The organism is Exiguobacterium sp. s145 (assembly GCF_018618835.1).
GTDB lineage: Bacteria > Bacillota > Bacilli > Exiguobacteriales > Exiguobacteriaceae > Exiguobacterium_A > Exiguobacterium_A artemiae.
Map to the genome: position 1 here is coordinate 1 of NZ_JACSMV010000019.1, position 19,171 is coordinate 19,171.

Consider the following 19,171-nt stretch of genomic DNA (forward strand, 5'->3'; position numbering starts at 1 on the left):
GAAAATCTAGATGTAGCCATAGAAAAAGCTCCCTTCAAAGTAGACAGTTTTTGTTATTTCAACTGTCTACTTTTTGGGGAGCATATCACATCGGGATTCCTCTTTTTGTTTAGTCGATTGTTTGTTTCTTTAATTTTTTTTCAATCGCGACGATGAACGGGGGATTGTTTTGCTGATTCAAGAAACGATATTGCAGGACGGCATAATCCTGTTGCGGGAGGGAAGAAACATGTTCCAATACCGCATCGCGTTCACGTCGTCCTTCCGAATGGCCATGGTAGATCACGAGGACAACCAGACCGCCGGGGACAAGAACCGGAAGGAGGGCACGGAGTGCTTCGAGTGTTTCTTCCCCGGTCGTCGTAACGGATTTATCACTCCCCGGTAAGTACCCCAGATTAAATACTCCGGCACGAATCGGGCGTTGTTCAGCAAACAAGCGGGCTCCGACATGAATATGACTTTCATGGTACAAATCGACCCAGTCGAAAACGTGAGCCGCCTGCAGACGGCGTGTCGTTTCTTCGATGGCCTGCTCCTGGACATCAAACGCGATGACCCGTCCGCTCGGTCCGACCTGTTCGGCAAGAAAATGCGTATCATGACCGTTCCCGGCAGTCATGTCGACGACACAATCCCCCTCATGAATGACTGATTCCAATAATTCTTTGGCGTAAGGCAATACACGTGCAAGTGACATGGCAAAAACTCCTCTTTCTGATAATATGCTCTATTTTTTTCTAAGTACCCGGAAAATTGACCCTTTAGTCAATTGTATCATTTTTCCGATTGTTCGTTTAATAGCGAAGTTCCTTGACAGAGGGTAGCGTAATTTCGTAAAGTGGCAAGGTTGGAAACTACATTGGAGGATACTTATCATGCCGAAATTACCTCGCGCGGTCTGGATTCTGGTATTGGCGATGGCGATCAATACGACAGGATCTTCTTTTTTATGGCCGTTTAATACATTATACATTCATGATTATTTAGGAGAGTCGATGACAAAAGCCGGAATGGCTTTATTCGTCAACTCGGCTCTCGCCATTGTCGGAAACTATATCGGCGGAAAAGCATTTGACCGGTTAGGCGGGAAACGGACGCTTGTCATCAGTGTCATCGGGCTGGTCCTTGCCTCGATTGGTCTTTGGCTGTTCCATCAGACCTTCACCGGATATGTGCTAATGTTGGGATTGATCGGATTCGTCGGAGGAATGGTATTCCCGACGATCTATGCTTTGACCGGTGTCATCTGGCCGGAAGGTGGAAGACGGGCATTTAATGCAATCTATGTTGCCCAAAACGTCGGAGTGGCACTCGGTACCGCGATCAGCGGACAAATTGCAGCAATCGACATCCAGTTCATCTTCATCGCCAATCTGATCCTTTACTTATTGTTTGCCGTCGTCCTCTTGGTGGGACTGAACTGGATTCACGTGCATCCGGTCAAACGTCAATCGGTATCGGCAGGGGAGGAAGTGCGGGAACCGCTTTCGAAGAGTTCAGTCCGGACGATGCTGTACGTTTCGGTCGGCTATGCGCTCTTGTGGTTTGTGTATGTTCAATGGCAGGGAACATTTTCCGTGCATACAAAATCCCTCGGTGTGACAATTTCCGAATACTCGATTTTATGGACGATCAACGGTGCACTGATCGTATTTGCGCAACCGTTATTGACACCTGTCCTGCGCTGGTTTGGTGACGACTTGAAACGTCAGTTGCTGACGGGAACCGGCATTTTTCTTTTGTCCTACGCGATCGTGCCTTTTGCCGGCGGATTCAAGATGTTCTTAGTAGCGATGGTCATTTTGACGATCGGTGAGATGTTCATTTGGCCGGCGGTTCCGGCAATGGCAGCCCGCCTGGCTCCGATCGGGAAAGAAGGCGAGTTTCAGGGGTATGTCAATATCGCCGCTTCGGCAGGGCGGATGATCAGTCCGACTGTCGGAGGGCTGATTTATGATTTATCCGGTATGAATGCCGTGTTCATGACATTGATTGGATTGATCCTGCTGGCAGGATTCACATTCGTTCGGGCTATACCAAACAAGGCGGTAAAATGAGAAAAGGACAGAAGCGGTCGCTTGATTCCGCTGTCTGTCTTTTTTGTTGAAGAAGCATATTAAACATGTAAAATGGGTATTGAATTAAAAGGTAAAAATTAATTGATTAACCAAATTAAAGGAAAAATAGTTATGTTCGACGTGTCATATGCCGGAGGTGGAAAAAGATGAGGCGATGTATTTTTGTGGAAGATCAGTTGACGTGGGCATCACTTGTGGAAAATAAATCACTTGATATTTTTTATAGCTATGAATATGTTCATTTGAATGCCCGGACCGATGAAGCGGCCGGACTGATTTATTTTCAAGGAGCATCAGGTGAATTATTTTATCCCTTCTTGAAGCGGCGGATTTTTGACACCGAATACTTTGATTTGATTACGCCTTACGGATACGGAGGTCCGGAAATCATTGGTGAGTTGACTTCAGAAGAGCTGACCGATGCCAAACGTTCGTTTCGACAATGGGCGATGCGTCAAAAAATTGTTTCCGAATTGATTCGTTTTAATCCGCTGACGGAAAACCATAAACGTGTAGCAGATTGGACTAAAACGGAATTCATCCGCCACACGACAAGCATCGATCTTCGGCCTTCTGTAGAAGAAATCATGCAGACCTTTCATAAAAAAAACCGGAGTATGATCCGGAAATCCTTGGCGTCAGAGCTGACGGTCCGAAGAGGATCGAAAGAAGATCTGCCAACCTTCATCCGTCTTTACTATCAAACGATGGACCGGAAGGATGCTTCGTCCCATTACTATTTCACGACCGAATATTTTGAACAGTTGTTTCAACCGACAGAACTGTGTGAACCGTTATTGCTGATTGCGGAGTGGCAGGGAGAAGCGGTCGGTGGATATTTCGTCCTGCTCGGGAACGAGTATGCACACGGACATCTGATCGGCTGTCAACGTGATGAACATAAACTTTTTCCGAATCAGCGCCTGGAGTATGAGGCGATTTTACATTCCAAGTCAGCCGGCATGGTCGAGCAGCACCTCGGTGGCGGCTATAAGGAACGGGACAGTCTGTTTGAAAGCAAATGTCGCTATACAGGTTACCGTATGTTTGAATACCACCAAGGAAAGACGATTCTTCTTCCCCATGTCTATGAACAATTGTGTCAACGGTACGGAAGCGACGAAGCAGCCAACTATTTCCCGGAATACCGTTATCAGGAGACGGTTTTAGCCACCTGATCATCTGCAGATGATCAGGTTTTTTGGTAGGCTGATAACAGGAGGGGAAATCATGAAAAAAACAGGTTTGATTTTTGATATGGATGGGGTCATCCTCGATAGTGAAATTCAATATTTTAAAGTCCATCAACAGATGTTCAACACGTTATCGATTCCGCTGGATTTGACGCAGTATGCGACATTCATGGGGAAAACCGGGGATGAGATGTGGGAGGAACTGATCACACAACACGCGTTACCGCACTCGACGGAAGCATTGCTGGCACTCGAACACGAATTATTCCAACAGCATGCGAAGCCGGAGACCTGCGGTTTGAAGGACGGCGTAAAAGAACTGATGGAACTGGCCCGGACGGAAGGATACCGGATTGCGATTGCGTCCTCGAGTTCACTTGAAAAAATTAAACGTGTCATTACGCATTATGAATTGACGGTCGATGCTTATACGAGCGGATTTGAAGTCCCGCGTTCCAAACCGGATCCGGCGATTTTTCGTCTGGCGGCAGAGCGGATCAATCAGTCACCCGAGGCCTGTATCGTCATTGAAGACGCCGCAAACGGGATGATTGGTGCCAAAAAAGCGGGCATGGAAGTCATTGCCCTGCTCGACGATCGGATGCCGGCACAAGTCTTGCATCATGCGGATCATGCCGTATCATCGCACGCCGCGATTGGAGAAATTTTACGCAACCGTTGACGGTAAGGGAAGGTTCGGCTTACACTTACACATAGATAGTCCATTGCGACGAACTGAAGTAGTAAGGGAGTCATTCCGTTTTAGAGAGCTGGTGGTCGGTGCAAACCAGTCGGAATCGTCCGTGAACTCGTCAGGGAGCATGATTCGTGAAACCAAGTAGCGAACTCCGGTCCTTCACACCGTTATCTGTGAATCAAGTGGTCTGCTTCAGCAGACAACGTGGGTGGTACCGCGGGAGACAAACCGGTCTTTCGTCCCTATTCCTAGGGGCGGAGACCGGTTTTTTGTATATTCAGAGGAGGAATAAAGATGCCGTACAATCATCGTGAAATCGAACCGAAATGGCAAGCGCGTTGGGAACAGGACAATGCGTTCGTCACAACAGAAGATCCGGAAAAAGAAGGCTTTTATGCGTTAGACATGTTTCCTTATCCATCGGGAGCAGGACTTCATGTCGGTCACCCGGAAGGATACACGGCAACCGATATCTTGGCCCGGATGAAACGGATGCAAGGATACAACGTCCTTCACCCGATGGGATGGGATGCGTTTGGACTTCCGGCGGAGCAGTATGCGCTTGATACAGGAAATGACCCGCGGGAGTTCACTGCCCAAAACATCGAAACCTTTAAACGTCAGTTAAAAGACTTGGGATTCTCGTACGACTGGGATCGTGAAATCAATACGACGGATCCGAAATATTACAAATGGACACAGTGGATTTTTACGAAATTGTATGAACAGGGACTCGCTTTCGTTGACGAAGTCGCCGTTAACTGGTGCCCGGCTCTTGGAACGGTGCTTGCGAACGAGGAAGTCATCGACGGGCTGTCCGAGCGTGGTAATCATCCGGTTGTCCGCGTCCCGATGCGGCAGTGGGTTTTAAAAATTACCGAGTACGCGGACCGTTTGCTCGAAGATTTGGATGAACTCGACTGGCCGGAATCCGTCAAGGAAATGCAACGGAACTGGATCGGAAAATCGGAAGGTGCGGAAATCGACTTTACGATCGACGGTCATAAAAAACAAGTGACGGTCTTCACGACACGTCCGGATACCGTCTTCGGCGCAACGTATCTCGTTCTGGCACCGGAGCATCCATTTGTCACGGATATCACAACAGAGGATCACGAAGAAGCGGTTAAAGCATACATCGCGTCTGTCCAGACGAAGTCAGATTTGGAACGGACGGATCTTGCGAAAGAAAAAACAGGCGTCTTCACGGGAGCTTTTGCCGTCAACCCGATTTCCGGCGAACGTCTGCCAATCTGGATCGCCGATTATGTCCTCGCGACATACGGAACAGGCGCGATCATGGCCGTTCCGGCACACGATGAGCGTGATCATGAATTTGCGAAACAGTTTGACCTTCCGATCATCGAAGTCGTCAAAGGCGGTAACGTTGACGAAGCAGCGTATACGGGTGAAGGCGAACACGTCAATTCACAAATGCTCGACGGATTGTCAAAACAGGAGGCGATTGAAACGATCATCGCTGAACTGGAGACGAACCAAGTCGGACGCAAAAAAATCACGTTCCGGTTGCGTGACTGGTTATTCAGCCGTCAGCGCTACTGGGGTGAACCGATTCCGGTCGTCCACATGGAAGACGGAACGATGAAGACACTCGATAAATCGGAACTTCCGCTTGAATTGCCGATGATTCCGGAAATCAAGCCGTCCGGCACAGGTGAATCACCACTCGCCCTTGCAGAAGACTGGCTCGATTACACGGATCCGGTCACGGGACTTAAAGGACGCCGCGAGACGAATACGATGCCGCAATGGGGCGGCAGCTGCTGGTACTACCTCCGCTTCATTGATCCGCATAATGAAGAGGCGATTGCCGATCCGGAAAAACTAAAATACTGGCTTCCGGTCGATATTTATATCGGAGGAGCCGAGCATGCCGTGCTTCATTTACTGTATGCTCGCTTCTGGCATAAAGTCTTGTATGATATCGGTGTCGTACCGACGAAAGAACCATTCCAAAAGTTGTATAACCAAGGGATGATTCTTGGAGAAAACAATGAAAAAATGTCGAAATCACGCGGAAACGTCATCAATCCGGATGAAATCGTCAAATCGCACGGTGCAGATACACTCCGCTTGTACGAAATGTTCATGGGACCGCTTGATGCTTCGGTGTCGTGGTCGGAGAACGGTCTTGACGGGGCACGTCGTTTCCTTGACCGAGTCTGGCGTCTGTTCGAACGGACGGCGGACATTCAGGACGTGACGACAGTCGATGCAGACTTTGAACGTGTCTACCATCAGACGGTTAAAAAAGTAACGGAAGACTTCACGAACATTCAGTTCAACACCGGAATTTCGCAGTTGATGGTCTTCGTCAACGAGGCTAATAAACAACCGGTCTTACCGCGTCACTTCCTTCGCGGATTCATTCAATTGCTGACCCCGGTCGCACCGCACCTTGGGGAAGAGTTATGGGAACAGCTTGGTTTTGAGGATACATTGACATATGCGGCATGGCCGACATTTGACGAAACGAAACTCGTCAGCGATACAATGGAATTCGTCATTCAAGTCAACGGTAAAGTCCGTTCGAAGCTCGTCATCAGCATGGAGGCAACAAAAGAAGAAATTGAAGCCCTTGCGTTTGCCGATGAAAAAACACAAGAGTGGATTGGCGATAAAACGGTTCGAAAAGTCATCGTCGTTCCGAAAAAACTGATCAATATCGTAGCGAACTAAGGTAAAACCCCTCATCTGATTCGTCAGATTGAGGGGCTTTCGTTTACCTCCGTCGCAAGTCCGCTTTTTTTTTAGGGCGCCTTCTGCTAAACTGAATCAGAAACCGAGACAGAAAGGCGATTTGTGTAAATGAAACGAACTTATATAGTCTATACAACGATTTTTGCCGTCGTCTCCGGTCTGATCCTTTGTGTGTCGCTCGTCTTTTCGAGACCTGAGACCGTCGCACAAATCAAAGAGACGTTTGCCAAAATTGAGACACAATCGAAACACCAAGCAGCAGTTAAACAAGTACCGACGAAAACACCGTCTTCCATTCCGAATCCGGAAGAACCGTTGATCAAAAACGTCCAACAGATGTTGTACGATGATTCGATCGGTTCCTATCTTGTCGTAACGGAAGATTATCACTTTTTCGAAATCAGCGGGACCGGCGAACGAATCAATGCGTCATTCCAAATCGAGGATGAAGGCAAATTGATGTTATCGGGACTTGACGGTATGACGCTCGTTGACGGCGAGACCGTCGCCTTATTGACGTCCAATCAAATTCTCGTGACCGTTAAACGGGAAGAAGGCGTCTGGAAAGAAGACAAACGGGAACGGGTGGCAGGTACGACGATCCGCGACAGTTTCCACGGACTCGGTTACGATGCCAAGAAAAAACAATTCTACACGATCAATCACATTCGTTCGTTAGCGCGAAGTGAACTGACGTATTTCACGACGAAACAAGATGAAATAAAAATCGATAAAGATGCGACCGCAAAGGAAAAACGCGCTTTAAAGAAAAAACAAAAACCGCCGTATTTGACGATTGTAGAGCGAAAGCGGATTGACACGGCCGGCGGTATGCGCAGTGATGCGAAAAAAGCCTTCACGGAAAATTTCCGTCCGATTGGTCTTGCTGAACGGCAAGGGCGGATTTACACGTTGGATTCGGAAGCATTATTCCTGTATTCGATTGACACGAAAGATGTGACGATTACAGGGGAGTCGGCAAGCCCGAAAGTCTACGGGGCAGAAGGCATATTTGTTCAGGACAATGAGTTGTTTGCTTTGATCCAAACAGATAAATTCTCGAGCCGTTCGTTTACACCAATCGACTAAAAGGCTAGCTCCGTGTGGAACTAGCCTTTTTGTCATAACGCGGTCAGTGCAGCATTCGTGCCGGCGCAATGTCCGGTCACGAAAGCGGCTGTGATATTATAACCGCCTGTATAGCCGTGGATGTCGAGGATTTCGCCGGCGAAAAAGAGACCGTCTGCTTTTTTCGACATCATCGTTTTTGGTTGGATTTCCTTGATCGAAACACCGCCGCCGGTGACGAACGCTTTATCAAAGTCGAGTGTTCCGACTGCTTGAAGCGGGAAGCGTTTGAGCGTCGCCAGCAATTGAGTGAAGTCCTGTTTTTTAATTTGCGTACAGACTTCATCTCCAAAACCGATCCGGGCAAATAACAGATCGAGCAATCGTTCCGGAACAAATCCTTTTAACGCATTGCGGACCGTTTTTTTCGGGTTAGCGGCAAGGGCAGCTTGGAACCGTTCCGTCAGGGCACCGATCGATTCTTCCGGGAACAAGTCGATCGAAAGATGGACAACACGCTCACCGGACCGTTTTCTTTCTTTGATCGTGTACTGACTGCACCGTAAAGCAATCGGACCACTCAGACCGAAATGGGTAAATAACAGATCGCCGGTGTGCGTCTTGATCGGTTTATCTTTTTTACCGTGAACCGTCAGCGCGACGTCACGTAACGAAAGACCCTGAAGTGTCTTTTCTTGGATGAACGTATCGTTCAGTAAAATCGGCACTTCGGTCGGGAAAAGTTCCGTGATCGTATGACCGGCTTTACGTGCCCAAGGATAACCGTCGCCGGTTGAACCGGTATGGGGAACCGATTGTCCACCGACAGCGACGACACAACTCTTCGCTTCGAGGCGGGATCCGTCCGCAAGCAGGACGGCTGCGAACGAACCGTCCGGATGGAAGTCAAGTGTTGCAACTTCCGCATTGATTTGAATTTCAGCGCCGTGCTGGCGGATTTGATCAATCAATACCCGGACGACGTCAGCTGCTTTATCGGAAACCGGGAACATCCGTCCATTATCCTCTTCCTTCAGAGCGACACCAAAGCCCTCGAACAGTTCAATGATGGATTCGTTATTGAACTGAGAAAAGGCACTGTAGAGAAAACGGCCGTTTCCGGGAATCGATTGAACCAATTCTTCCAATGGTTTGCGGTTCGTGACGTTGCATCGACCGCCGCCTGAAATTGCCAATTTTCGTCCGAGTTTACTTCCTTTATCGAGCAAAAGCGTCTTAGCGCCTGCTTGTAACGAGGCGAGCGTTGCCATTAAGCCGCTTGGTCCGCCTCCGATTACGATTACATCATACATGTGGTCACCTCATTTGTTGGATTCTGCTTGTTTCACTTTAGCAGAAGTTTGTACTGTAAACAAACCGTCTCTTTCTTTTATGGAAGCTGAGCGGTATAATGATTTGCAATTGTGCAAGAGAGAACTTGTATATTGAGACGTTTATCGAGTCAAGAAAAAATAGAAAGTGCGAGGAAGGTTATCCATGTCGACTGTGAGCAAAAAGCAAGAAACTTCATCCAGTAATACCGGATTCGTTCGTGGAACGATGTTGTTGTCCGGTGCATCACTCATATCCCGTGCCCTTGGTCTGATTTATCTGTTTCCGTTTCAGTTCATGGTCGGAGCGACGGGAATCATGTTTTACACGTATGCCTATAACTATTATGCCATCATGATTGGTCTCGCAACAGCCGGTATCCCTGTAGCCGTTTCGAAGTTTGTCGCGAAGTACAATGCGATGGGGGAATATGATACAAGCGAGCGTTTATACCGATCCGGCTTAAAAATCATGTCCATCACCGGTATTGTTTCCTTTCTGGCCTTATTCTTACTGGCTCCGTATCTGGCTCACCGGGCAATTCCCGGAGGAGATGTCGACTCGGCTTCTTACGTTGATGCCGTCACGATGACGATTCGCGGAGTCAGTTTCGCCTTGATTCTGATTCCGGCGATGAGTATGACGCGCGGGTATTTCCAAGGGTATCAATCGATGGGGCCGACTGCGATTTCACAAATCTTGGAGCAGATTGTCCGGATCATCTTTTTACTGACCGGTGTCAGCATCGCGATTTATCTGTTTGATACCGATGCAGCCTGGGCAGCAACGATTGCGACATTCAGTGCCTTCATCGGGGCAATCGGCAGTGTCGCTGTGCTCGTTTATTATTTCCGGAAACGTGCTCCCGGCTTAAAAGCGTTACGCGACGGTCAGACGACGATATCGCCGAATCGTCCATTATCAGGATTGTATAAAGAACTGTTGACGTATGCGATTCCGATCGTTATGGTCGGTCTGTCGACACCGCTTTATCAGGTCATTGATCAAAACACGATGAATGCGGCTTTACAAAGCATCGGATACACGCTTGAAGCCGCCGGAAACGCAACAGCCTATCTGATTGCAGATAGTCATAAAATTGTCTTGATTCCGGTTTCGGTCGCGACAGGATTATCCTTATCCGCGACACCACTTTTGACGGCCTCGTTTACACAAGGGGATATGCGGAAAGTCCGGAAACAAATCTCGCAAATTTACCAACTGGCGTTTTTCGTAACGATTCCAGCGGTCGTCGGTATGATTTTACTGAGTGAAGAGACATTCCATGTCTTATTCCCGAGAGATCAGGCGGCATGGGTCTATTTATTAAGTTATGCACCAAGTGCGTTATTCCTCGCGTTGTATTCCGTGACAGCGGCAGTGCTGCAAGGAATCAACCGGCAGTATTTCACGATTATTGCGACACTGGCAGGATTGCTGACGAAGTATCTATTGAACGCACCGTTGATTCACTGGACCGGAGACGGAACAGGGGCCGGATATGCAACCATCCTTGGATACGTCGTCGCAACCGGATTGATGTTCTTCCGGATTACACAAACGGTTCAGTTCCCGTTCAGCACAGTCTTGCGCCGGACGTCACTGATTATGATCATCAGTGCCATCATGGGTGCGAGCGTCGCGCTCGTCAAATGGGGATTAGCAGCTCTGCTTCCCGCTACGACGATCGGTTCACTCATCATCTTAATCGTCGGAGCCGGAATCGGGATTGTCGTCTTTGCAGGTCTTGCCATTTGGAGCGGTCTTGCGGAAGCCGTACTTGGACGAAAATTTTCAATGAAACGAGGACGAGGAAATGCGTCTAGATAAATTACTCTCAAACATGGGAGCAGGATCCCGAAAAGAAGTAAAACAATTACTCAAGTCGGGTGCGATTCAAGTCGATGGCGAAATCGTCTACGACCCGAAACAGCACGTCGATACAGAAAATCAACAAGTGTTATTATACGGCGAACCGGTCACGTATCAAAAATTCATTTATTTAATGATGAACAAACCGCCCGGCGTAATCAGTGCGACAGAAGATAAGCGGGATCAAACCGTGATTGATTTACTGTTTGACGACGTGACGTACTTCAAACCGTTCCCGGTCGGACGACTCGACAAGGATACGGAAGGGCTGCTCTTGCTGACGAATGACGGATCATTTAATCATGCATTGATGTCACCGAAAAAACACGTCGAGAAAGTCTATTATGCGGAAGTCATCGGTACGCTGACAGAAGAGGACGTGGAGGAAGTTGCAGAAGGGGTCACACTTGAGGACGGCTATAAAACAAAGCCGGGCAAGCTGGTTATCTTGGAAGCAACGGACGAAACATCAACACTCGAGCTGACGATTACCGAAGGGAAGTTCCATCAGGTCAAACGGATGATGCTTGCTCTCGGAAAAGAAGTGACGTATCTGAAACGGTTGTCAATCGGACAATTGCCGCTTGATCCGACACTTGAAGCAGGAGAATACCGGGAACTCACACGTGGCGAATTAGCCTTGTTTGACTGGAAACCGGAATAAAAAAAGACGCTCTTCTTATAGAAGAGCGCCTTTTTGAATTATTGATTACGCAACGCTTCCGCAATCGGGAAGGGACCGCTTAATACTTCGAACTGACGTGTTTGAGTCGGGTGATCAATCAAGGTTACGAAGAGGGCCGCGATATCATCACGTGAGACTTCGCGTCCTTCATACGAATCAAAGTGTTCTTTCGTCTCGATCGTACCGCTCGGTTCATCATAACTGAGTGGACCCGGACGGACAATCGTATAATCGAGACCGCTGTCTTTTAAATGACGGTCGGCCGCACCTTTTGATTCCAGATAAACTTTTAAATCACCTTGCGGATGATCGGCACCGATTGAACTGAGCATCAAGAAACGCTCAATCCCGCTTGCTTTGGCCGCATCGATGACTTTAATGGCTCCATCCTGATCGACGGCGCGCGTCAGCTCTTCCGAAGCTCCGCCGGCACCGGCTGCAAAAATAACGACATCCGCATCTTTGACGACATCTGTCACATCTTTCGTTAAATCACCAAGACGGACCTCGGATGCGCCAAGAGCGATTAAGTCATTGATTTGATTTTCTTCCCGTACGACGGCGATTGCTTGATGCTGACCTTGTTTCCCGATCAGTTCAACCATTTTTCGTCCTGTTGTTCCGTTTGCTCCAATGATTAAAATATTCATCTCATCATCTCCTTCTCAAACTAGATATACCCTGCCTGAAAAAAAAATAACAAAAAAAGACGCGAAGGATTCGCGTCGTTACATAAAATAGTTTGATGAAACATCTTAATCAGCCGGCTTGTCGTTGTTTTTTACTTGATGTCCAAGTACCGCGTCTTGGGCTTACAATGAGGTTGTTGTATTCGAGCACGTTCAAGTCACGCTGGACGGTTCTTGAAGTAATGCCGAACTCTTCAACCAAGTCTGCTGTCGTAGTAGCTCCGTTCTCATTGATATAGAGATAAATCGATTTAATCCGGGTCAACATACGGTCTGTAGAATCTTTCATTGGTATAACCACTCCCCCAATGGATAGAATAGTGTTCTAAAGCTTCGGGTGACAAAAGACGATGATGAATTAAGTTGTTTCGCCTTTAGTATAACTCTTTTAATATAGAATGCAAGTAATTTAACCGAACGTTTTCAAAAATCACACAAACTTTCAATAGTTAATAGCGAATGAAACGTCTTTTATTCATTTTAATGTTCGCTAAAAACGTAATAACAAAAGATTTGGTATTTTGGATGTTCGTAATTGTCAAATTTTCGCTATACTTAAAGGTGAACGAATTAGCGGACAAGGGAGAGAAGTCAAATGGTCAATTGGAAAGAAGAAGTCATGGCACGACGTGAAGATCTCTTAGTTGATTTAAAGGAGCTATTACGCATACCGAGTATTCTCGATGAAACGACGATTCAAGAAGGTGCTCCGTTCGGGACGGAAGTCAAACGGGCACTCGATTGGATGCTTGCGCTGGGGGAACGGGATGGATTTATTACGAAGAACGTCGACGGATATGCCGGTCACCTCGAGTATGGTCAAGGAGACGAATTACTCGGAATCCTCTGCCACCTGGACGTCGTACCAGCAGGCGGTGACAATTGGACATACGGACCGTTCAATCCGACATTAGCCGACGGGAAATTGATTGCGCGGGGTGCAATCGATGATAAGGGACCCACGATGGCGGCGTATTATGCCTTGAAGATCGTCAAAGAGTTGGGGCTTCCGCTTTCAAAACGGATTCGTTTGATTGCCGGTGGGGATGAAGAAAGCGAATGGCGCTGTGTGAATCATTACTTCAAGCATGAAGAAATGCCGACGCTTGGATTTGCACCGGATGCTGATTTCCCTATCATTAACGCTGAAAAAGGATTGTATGACGGATTACTCGTTCAAGGTAAACCCGTAAAAGCAGCAGATACAGGCTATCAACTCGTTCGTTTTGAAGGCGGAGAGCGTCCGAATATGGTACCGGGTCACGCGACGGCTACGGTTCATGTCGCTGAACGGGGAACGATCGAAGAAGATTTCCATCAGTATCTGGAGAAACAAGGTGTGACAGGGACAGTCAAGGAGACGGCTGAAGGACTTGTCTTTGATGTCATCGGCGTCGCAGCGCATGCGATGGAACCGGATAACGGGAAAAACGCAGCCCTTCATTTGGCACGTTTCCTGCATACCCTTCATCTTGATTACAATGGCCGCCGTTATCTCGAGATGGTCGTGCATATGTTCCGTGATTCACGTGGTGTGGCGCTTGGTGTGGCTGCATCCGATGAAACCGGCGACTTGACGATCAACGGAGGCGTTTTCCGTTACGGACAAGGGCAAGGGACGGCTTCGCTTAATATCCGTTATCCTTATAGTGCTGATTTCACAGAACGCTTACAGTTGATTAAAGAAGCAGCCATCGCATACGGGTTCGAACTTCAAACACGCACACATATGCCGCCGCATCATGTCGATCCGAACCATGAACTGATCCGGACACTCAGTGCGGTCTATGAACGGCAAACAAATCAAAAGGCCGACTTGATTGCGATCGGTGGCGGAACCTACGCCCGTTCATTGACAGCTGGTGTTGCATTTGGACCTGTTTTCCCGGGCGGACCGGAAGTCGCGCACCAAGTGGATGAGTATGTTGATTTTGAAGAGTTGTTATTAGCTGTCGCCATCTATGCAGAAGCGATTTACGAATTGGCGAAATAAACATCTGTTCATCTGAAAAACCAATTTATAAGGAAATGAATCCCCCGAATCCATTGTGATAGGGGGATTGATTCTTGAAGGAGAGTCAGTTGTGATCCATCGTCAAAAATATCATTTTCAAGCCCTTTATTTTTTCATCTTCTTTGGGCAAGGTGCACTTATTCCCTATTTGGCACTGTATTTTTCCAATGATGCGTTTCAATTATCAGCATCGGAAATCGGAACGATTGTTGCAGTAGGTCCCGTATTATCGATTGTCTTACAGCCGATTTGGGGAATGGCCGCCGACCGGTTCGGGCGACCGAAACGTTTATTATTGGTGGCCTTACTCGCGGCAGGTCTCTTAACCATCAGTTATTTACTGACTTCTATTTATTTATTTCTGTTATTGATTTCTTCACTCTGGGCGTTGTTCCAGTGCGCACATATTCCGCTCGTCGATACATTGGCGATTGAATTCTCCAAAAGAAAATCAGTCGACTACGGGGCGTTACGCTTATTTGGCTCCGCCGGTTTTGCGCTCGCTGTCTTTATTCTCGGACAGGTGACGGAACAGGGCTCGCTCGGTGCAATTTTTTATGCGAGTGGAACAGCACTCGTTCTCGGATTTCTGGTGTTGATTGGAATTGAAGAAACCCCTGTTTCGACGGTCGAACGTGAACACATTCCATTGAAGGCCTTGTTTTCGAATAAACGTTTTTTACTGTTTTTAGCAGGCGGCAGTTTAGTGTTTGGACCGATTTTTGCCAACAATTATTACTTCGGCAGTTACGTGACGATTCGTGGAGAGTCGACGGCACTCGTCGGAACGCTGTTTTTTGTTGCGGTGTTATGCGAAATTCCATTCATGCGTATTGCGACACGAGTCATGATGCGGTTTGGGCCGATTCCTGTCTTGGTGTTTATTTCCGTCTTATCCGCGTTGCGGACCGGAATCTTGGCGCTTGAGCCGCCAATTTTTACACTTTGGATTTTGGCGGCATTACAAGGACTCATCATCGGTCTGTTGATTCCTGTCGCTCTTGATTATGTCCGTTCGCTGGTACCGCCTTCAACAGTGGCGACGGCAGTCAGTACGTATATGGCGACGACGACCGGTCTTGCGACGGCATTATTCAATTTAATGAGCGGGATTGTTTTGGATCAATGGACCATCTACGCGGTATTTTGGGTATATACAGGTAGTAGCCTGTTAGGTGCTTGTTTGTATCTGATCAGCTCAAAAATCAAGGAGTGATCCGTATGCAAAAACACTTTTTCATCGCCATTCCGGTTGCTGACGAGACGTTGGCGCGATTCGCGTCTTCCCTGAAACTTGAGCGTTATTACAAAACGGTATATGAACCGAACGAATATCATCTGACACTGCGTTTTTTAGGCTCACTAACCGATGACGAGTTGAGAAACTGGCGGCGTCAGCTGACGGAGATTACGCAAATGACTTCCGCCTTTACTTTAAAATTAGATCACCTTGAACGATTTGGATTAGCAGAACGACCCCGTGTCTTTGCTGCCGGACCGGCATATGAGGAAAAACTGTTTCAGCTTGCCCGGCAGATTGATCCGAATCCGGCTAAACCGTTTGTTCCACACATTACCCTTGCGAAGAAGTGGAATCAAGAAGTGTCGCTCCACCCACCCGAACAAACACCTGCCGCCAGCTTACATGTCAAAGAAATCGTTCTGTATCAGATTTGCCCGGACAATCAACCGCGGTATCAGGCAGATACACGATTTCAATTTGGGAAGAATGAACGAGGTGATATGATTGGCATTATTGATGAAACTTTATGATTTAGAAAGCCGTTACGAAAGAAATCCGCTCGAAACTTCAAAACGTTTTAAAGATCAGCAGCTTGTTGATTATGCGAACGTCTTGAAAAAATGGGAGACGGGTGAATTGTTCCCGGGTGAGACGATCATCCGGCCGAAAAAATGGTGGCAGCCTTTTAAGAAACCGGAAATGTTTCAAGTACCGGGAAAACAAATCTCGAAGTCTGCTTTTGATAAATGGTACAAAAAGCGAGTGGAAGTCCAAAAATTAATTTATGTCGCAGGCGGAGCGACGGAAGATGACATCTGGCGGCTTCCTTTAAGACGACACCTGGATTTTTATCAGATGCTGCATCTCTTGAATGATCAATTCGGTATGTTTTACCGTGCCGTCATTCAGTACCAGCAAGGAGAAGTGGAACTCAGTCCGTTTGTCGTAGGGCCTTCTGCCATCTATATACTGGATTGGTTAGACGGCGAAGAGAGCATCTATCACATCAAACGCAGTAAACTGTGGCGCGAACAACCATTCAAAGCCTCGCCGAAAAACATCGTTAATCCGTTAATCAGTTTAAAACGGACAGAGGATATCCTGCGATTGATTTTAGGTTCCGAATTCATATTGCCAATCGAGCGTGTCGTCATAGCGTCACAAGGCTATTTCGATCAAATGCCAAAAGAGACAACGACGACTTACGTCAGTAAGATTGATTTTACAGAGTGGTTGCGGAAAATGAATCTGTCGGCTGTGCATACAAAAGCTTTTCAGATGCGCGTATGCGAACAGATTTTAAAAGAGACCGTTTCGGTGACATTCCAAATGGCACTGAACAGTCAGGAAAACGGGCGGATTCAAAAATAGGGAGGGAAGCGGCAAGATGTTTGCTTGTCGCGTAAACAGATGATAAATAATGAATCGGAAACGCAACAAGTCAGATTGTATTCAGTTGAGTTCGTGACATTTCAAACCATCTTAATGGAAACCGAAACACCGTTTGGACAAGGTGAGTTTTCGCTCGTCTGTGATGGTGAGCCGATGGACTACTCCATCGAAAATCGGGAAGATATGGACGGAACAATCAAACTGACACTGCTGCTCGACCGGGCGGTTGAATTGGAACGCTGTTATGAAATCATCTTACCCGATCAGGAACGAGTCCGCGTGCTGCCAAATCGGATTGTACAGACGGCAGGATTTGATCGTAAATACAGTTATGAAGGACCTTTGGGTGCGGTCTATGAAACCGACATGATTTCCTTATACGTCTGGTCCCCGCTGGCTGAACGGTTGGAATGTATCCGCTACGATCAAGACGGTGTCGAAAGGGACAGCCGGGACTTTGAACGGCAAGAACGCGGCGCGTATCGGTTAGTGGTTCCCCGTTCATGGGAGAACAGCCTGTACCGTTACCGGGTCACGACGTATCAAGGAACAGAGGAAGTTGTTGATCCTTATGCCAAGGCTGTCAGCGTAAATGGACAATTCGCGGTTCTGCTTGATGTCGAGCAAGAAATCAACCGACAGTTTCCTCACCGGCAAAAACGGCCGTTGTTAATCAAACCGACAGATGCCATCCTTTATGAAGCACATATTCGGGATTTCACGATTGATCCGTCTTCCGGTTCTCATTATCCCGGACAATACCTCGGTATGACGGAAACAGGGACCGTATCACCGGAAGGACGCTCGACAGGCATCGATTATTTACTGGACCTCGGTGTGACCCATCTCCAACTGTTACCGGTTCATTTGTTTACGACGACGGAAGAAGTGAGCCGCCTTCCTTACAATTGGGGATACGATCCTGTTCAGTGGTTTTCACTGACAGGCTGTTATGCCAGCGATCCAATCGATCCAAAGGTCCGGATTCTTGAGTATGTCGGGATGATTGAACGGCTTCATGCAGCGGGAATTCGAGTGACGTTTGACGTAGTCATGAATCATGTCTACATCCGGGAACGGTCAGCGCTCGAATACCTGGTGCCGGGCTACTATTTCCGCTATGAAATGGACGGAACACTTGCCAATGGAACTGGAGTCGGGAATGACACCGCATCGGAACGGTTCATGATGCGACGGATGATTGTGGACTGCCTGACCTATTTTGCAGACATTTTTCATGTGGACGCCTTTCGTTTCGATTTGATGGGCATTCATGATATTGAGACGATGAATCATGTCCGGTCAGCATTAGATCATATTGATCCGACCATTCTTGTGTACGGCGAAGGATGGGACTTGGCGACACCATTACCGCAACGTCAAAAGGCAATCAGTTCAGTCGCTTCACAAATGCCGCGAATCGGTCATTTTAATGATGTTTTCCGGGATGCTTTAAAAGGCTCGACGTTCAATGAAACAGACTGTGGTTTTGTATCGGGCAACGGTTGGTGGGAAGGGGAAGTACGCAACGGAATGGCCGGCAGTATCACGTTGAATGGTCAGACGACGGGGCGTTTCCCTGAGCCGACGTATTCGATCAATTATGTGGAAGCACATGACAATCACACCTTGTACGACAAGTTGACACTCGCCCGGCCGGACCTCGATGAAACGACACGGTTACAGATGAGCCGACTGGCCCAAACGATTATATTTTTATCAGCCGGCATCCCGTTTCTTCATGCCGGACAAGAGTTCGGCCGAACGAAACAAGGCGTCGAGAACAGCTATAATGCACCTGATGCGATTAATCGGGTGGACTGGACGTTACGGGACCGCCAGGCACAGATGGTCGAGTATTTAAAAAACATCTTGCAAATCCGTCGGATGCACGGTGGATTCCGGTTGCACCGAGCTAACCAAGTGCAGGAACTGATGCATTTTTTGCCGATGCAACCTGGAGTCATCGCATACGAAGTAGGGGCTATTCATTCCTACGATGCCTGGCAACGGACGCTTGTCGTGCATAATGTGACGTCTGAGAAGATTGATATCGCGCTGGATCATCCTAAATGGAATGTGCATGTTTATGGAAACGAAGCATCTATCACACCGATTGAGAAGGGTGTTTCGCAGATCACGGTCCTTCCGTTGTCAACAACGATCGCCACATGTTAAGATAAT

General features: G+C 47.7%; 16 protein-coding genes and 1 other annotated feature. Of the genes, 12 read left to right on the plus strand and 4 right to left on the minus strand.

The genetic code is table 11. From position 1 onward, the window contains the following. Positions 1-109: 109 nt before the first annotated feature. Positions 110-700, minus strand: coding sequence for a tRNA 5-(aminomethyl)-2-thiouridylate-methyltransferase MnmM (gene mnmM, locus KNQ07_RS12725; protein WP_012371148.1), 591 nt, complete (start codon positions 698-700; stop codon positions 110-112). A gap of 178 nt (positions 701-878) precedes the next feature. Here mnmM and KNQ07_RS12730 point away from each other — a divergent pair, with 178 nt between their 5' ends. From KNQ07_RS12730 to KNQ07_RS12750, 5 genes are all read left to right on the plus strand, one after another. After that, positions 879-2,060, plus strand: a complete 1,182-nt coding sequence (locus tag KNQ07_RS12730; protein WP_214767087.1) for an MDR family MFS transporter — start codon at positions 879-881, stop codon at positions 2,058-2,060. 167 nt (positions 2,061-2,227) lie between these two features. Next, positions 2,228-3,259 carry a peptidoglycan bridge formation glycyltransferase FemA/FemB family protein gene (locus tag KNQ07_RS12735; protein ID WP_214767089.1) on the plus strand — a complete coding sequence of 344 codons (1,032 nt, stop codon included), beginning with the start codon at positions 2,228-2,230 and terminating at the stop codon, positions 3,257-3,259. 52 nt (positions 3,260-3,311) lie between these two features. Next, positions 3,312-3,956, plus strand: a complete 645-nt coding sequence (locus KNQ07_RS12740) for an HAD family hydrolase (protein ID WP_012371145.1) — start codon at positions 3,312-3,314, stop codon at positions 3,954-3,956. 39 nt (positions 3,957-3,995) lie between these two features. Continuing rightward, positions 3,996-4,218: a binding site (T-box leader), on the plus strand. 47 nt (positions 4,219-4,265) lie between these two features. After that, a complete protein-coding gene (leuS, locus tag KNQ07_RS12745; RefSeq protein ID WP_214767091.1) occupies positions 4,266-6,671 on the plus strand; it encodes a leucine--tRNA ligase in 2,406 nt (801 codons plus the stop codon). A 129-nt stretch (positions 6,672-6,800) separates the two neighbouring features. Further along, positions 6,801-7,781, plus strand: a complete 981-nt coding sequence (locus KNQ07_RS12750) for a hypothetical protein (RefSeq protein ID WP_214767093.1) — start codon at positions 6,801-6,803, stop codon at positions 7,779-7,781. A gap of 32 nt (positions 7,782-7,813) precedes the next feature. Here the strand turns inward: KNQ07_RS12750 and KNQ07_RS12755 are convergent, their stop codons facing one another. Next, positions 7,814-9,073 carry a BaiN/RdsA family NAD(P)/FAD-dependent oxidoreductase gene (locus KNQ07_RS12755; protein WP_214767095.1) on the minus strand — a complete coding sequence of 420 codons (1,260 nt, stop codon included), beginning with the start codon at positions 9,071-9,073 and terminating at the stop codon, positions 7,814-7,816. 184 nt (positions 9,074-9,257) lie between these two features. On the opposite strand from KNQ07_RS12755, the gene KNQ07_RS12760 reads away from it, so the two are divergent. Beyond that, a complete protein-coding gene (locus KNQ07_RS12760; protein WP_214767097.1) occupies positions 9,258-10,922 on the plus strand; it encodes a putative polysaccharide biosynthesis protein in 1,665 nt (554 codons plus the stop codon). After that, a complete protein-coding gene (locus KNQ07_RS12765) occupies positions 10,909-11,628 on the plus strand; it encodes a pseudouridine synthase (RefSeq protein WP_214767099.1) in 720 nt (239 codons plus the stop codon). Before KNQ07_RS12760 ends, KNQ07_RS12765 begins: the two co-directional genes overlap by 14 nt. Positions 11,629-11,666: 38 nt before the next feature. Here KNQ07_RS12765 and KNQ07_RS12770 read toward each other — a convergent pair whose 3' ends face one another. Both KNQ07_RS12770 and KNQ07_RS12775 read right to left on the minus strand, forming a co-directional pair. Continuing rightward, positions 11,667-12,299: an SDR family oxidoreductase gene (locus KNQ07_RS12770; RefSeq protein WP_214767101.1), complete on the minus strand. Its 633-nt coding sequence runs from the start codon at positions 12,297-12,299 to the stop codon at positions 11,667-11,669. A 109-nt stretch (positions 12,300-12,408) separates the two neighbouring features. After that, on the minus strand, positions 12,409-12,627 hold the full coding sequence (locus KNQ07_RS12775; protein ID WP_012371138.1) for a DeoR family transcriptional regulator: 219 nt from the start codon (positions 12,625-12,627) through the stop codon (positions 12,409-12,411). Positions 12,628-12,933: 306 nt separating this feature from the next. Here KNQ07_RS12775 and pepV point away from each other — a divergent pair, with 306 nt between their 5' ends. From pepV to pulA, 5 genes are all read left to right on the plus strand, one after another. Next, on the plus strand, positions 12,934-14,331 hold the full coding sequence (gene pepV, locus KNQ07_RS12780; RefSeq protein ID WP_214767103.1) for a dipeptidase PepV: 1,398 nt from the start codon (positions 12,934-12,936) through the stop codon (positions 14,329-14,331). Positions 14,332-14,422: 91 nt separating this feature from the next. Then, on the plus strand, positions 14,423-15,568 hold the full coding sequence (locus tag KNQ07_RS12785) for an MFS transporter (protein WP_214767105.1): 1,146 nt from the start codon (positions 14,423-14,425) through the stop codon (positions 15,566-15,568). Positions 15,569-15,573: 5 nt separating this feature from the next. Then, positions 15,574-16,125 (plus strand): RNA 2',3'-cyclic phosphodiesterase, encoded by a 552-nt coding sequence (gene thpR / locus KNQ07_RS12790; protein ID WP_214767106.1) that lies wholly within the window; start codon positions 15,574-15,576, stop codon positions 16,123-16,125. Then, positions 16,100-16,966, plus strand: coding sequence for a hypothetical protein (locus tag KNQ07_RS12795; RefSeq protein ID WP_214767108.1), 867 nt, complete (start codon positions 16,100-16,102; stop codon positions 16,964-16,966). Before thpR ends, KNQ07_RS12795 begins: the two co-directional genes overlap by 26 nt. Before the next feature lie 93 nt (positions 16,967-17,059). Then, positions 17,060-19,165 (plus strand): type I pullulanase, encoded by a 2,106-nt coding sequence (pulA, locus tag KNQ07_RS12800; RefSeq protein ID WP_261966413.1) that lies wholly within the window; start codon positions 17,060-17,062, stop codon positions 19,163-19,165. Positions 19,166-19,171: the final 6 nt, after the last annotated feature.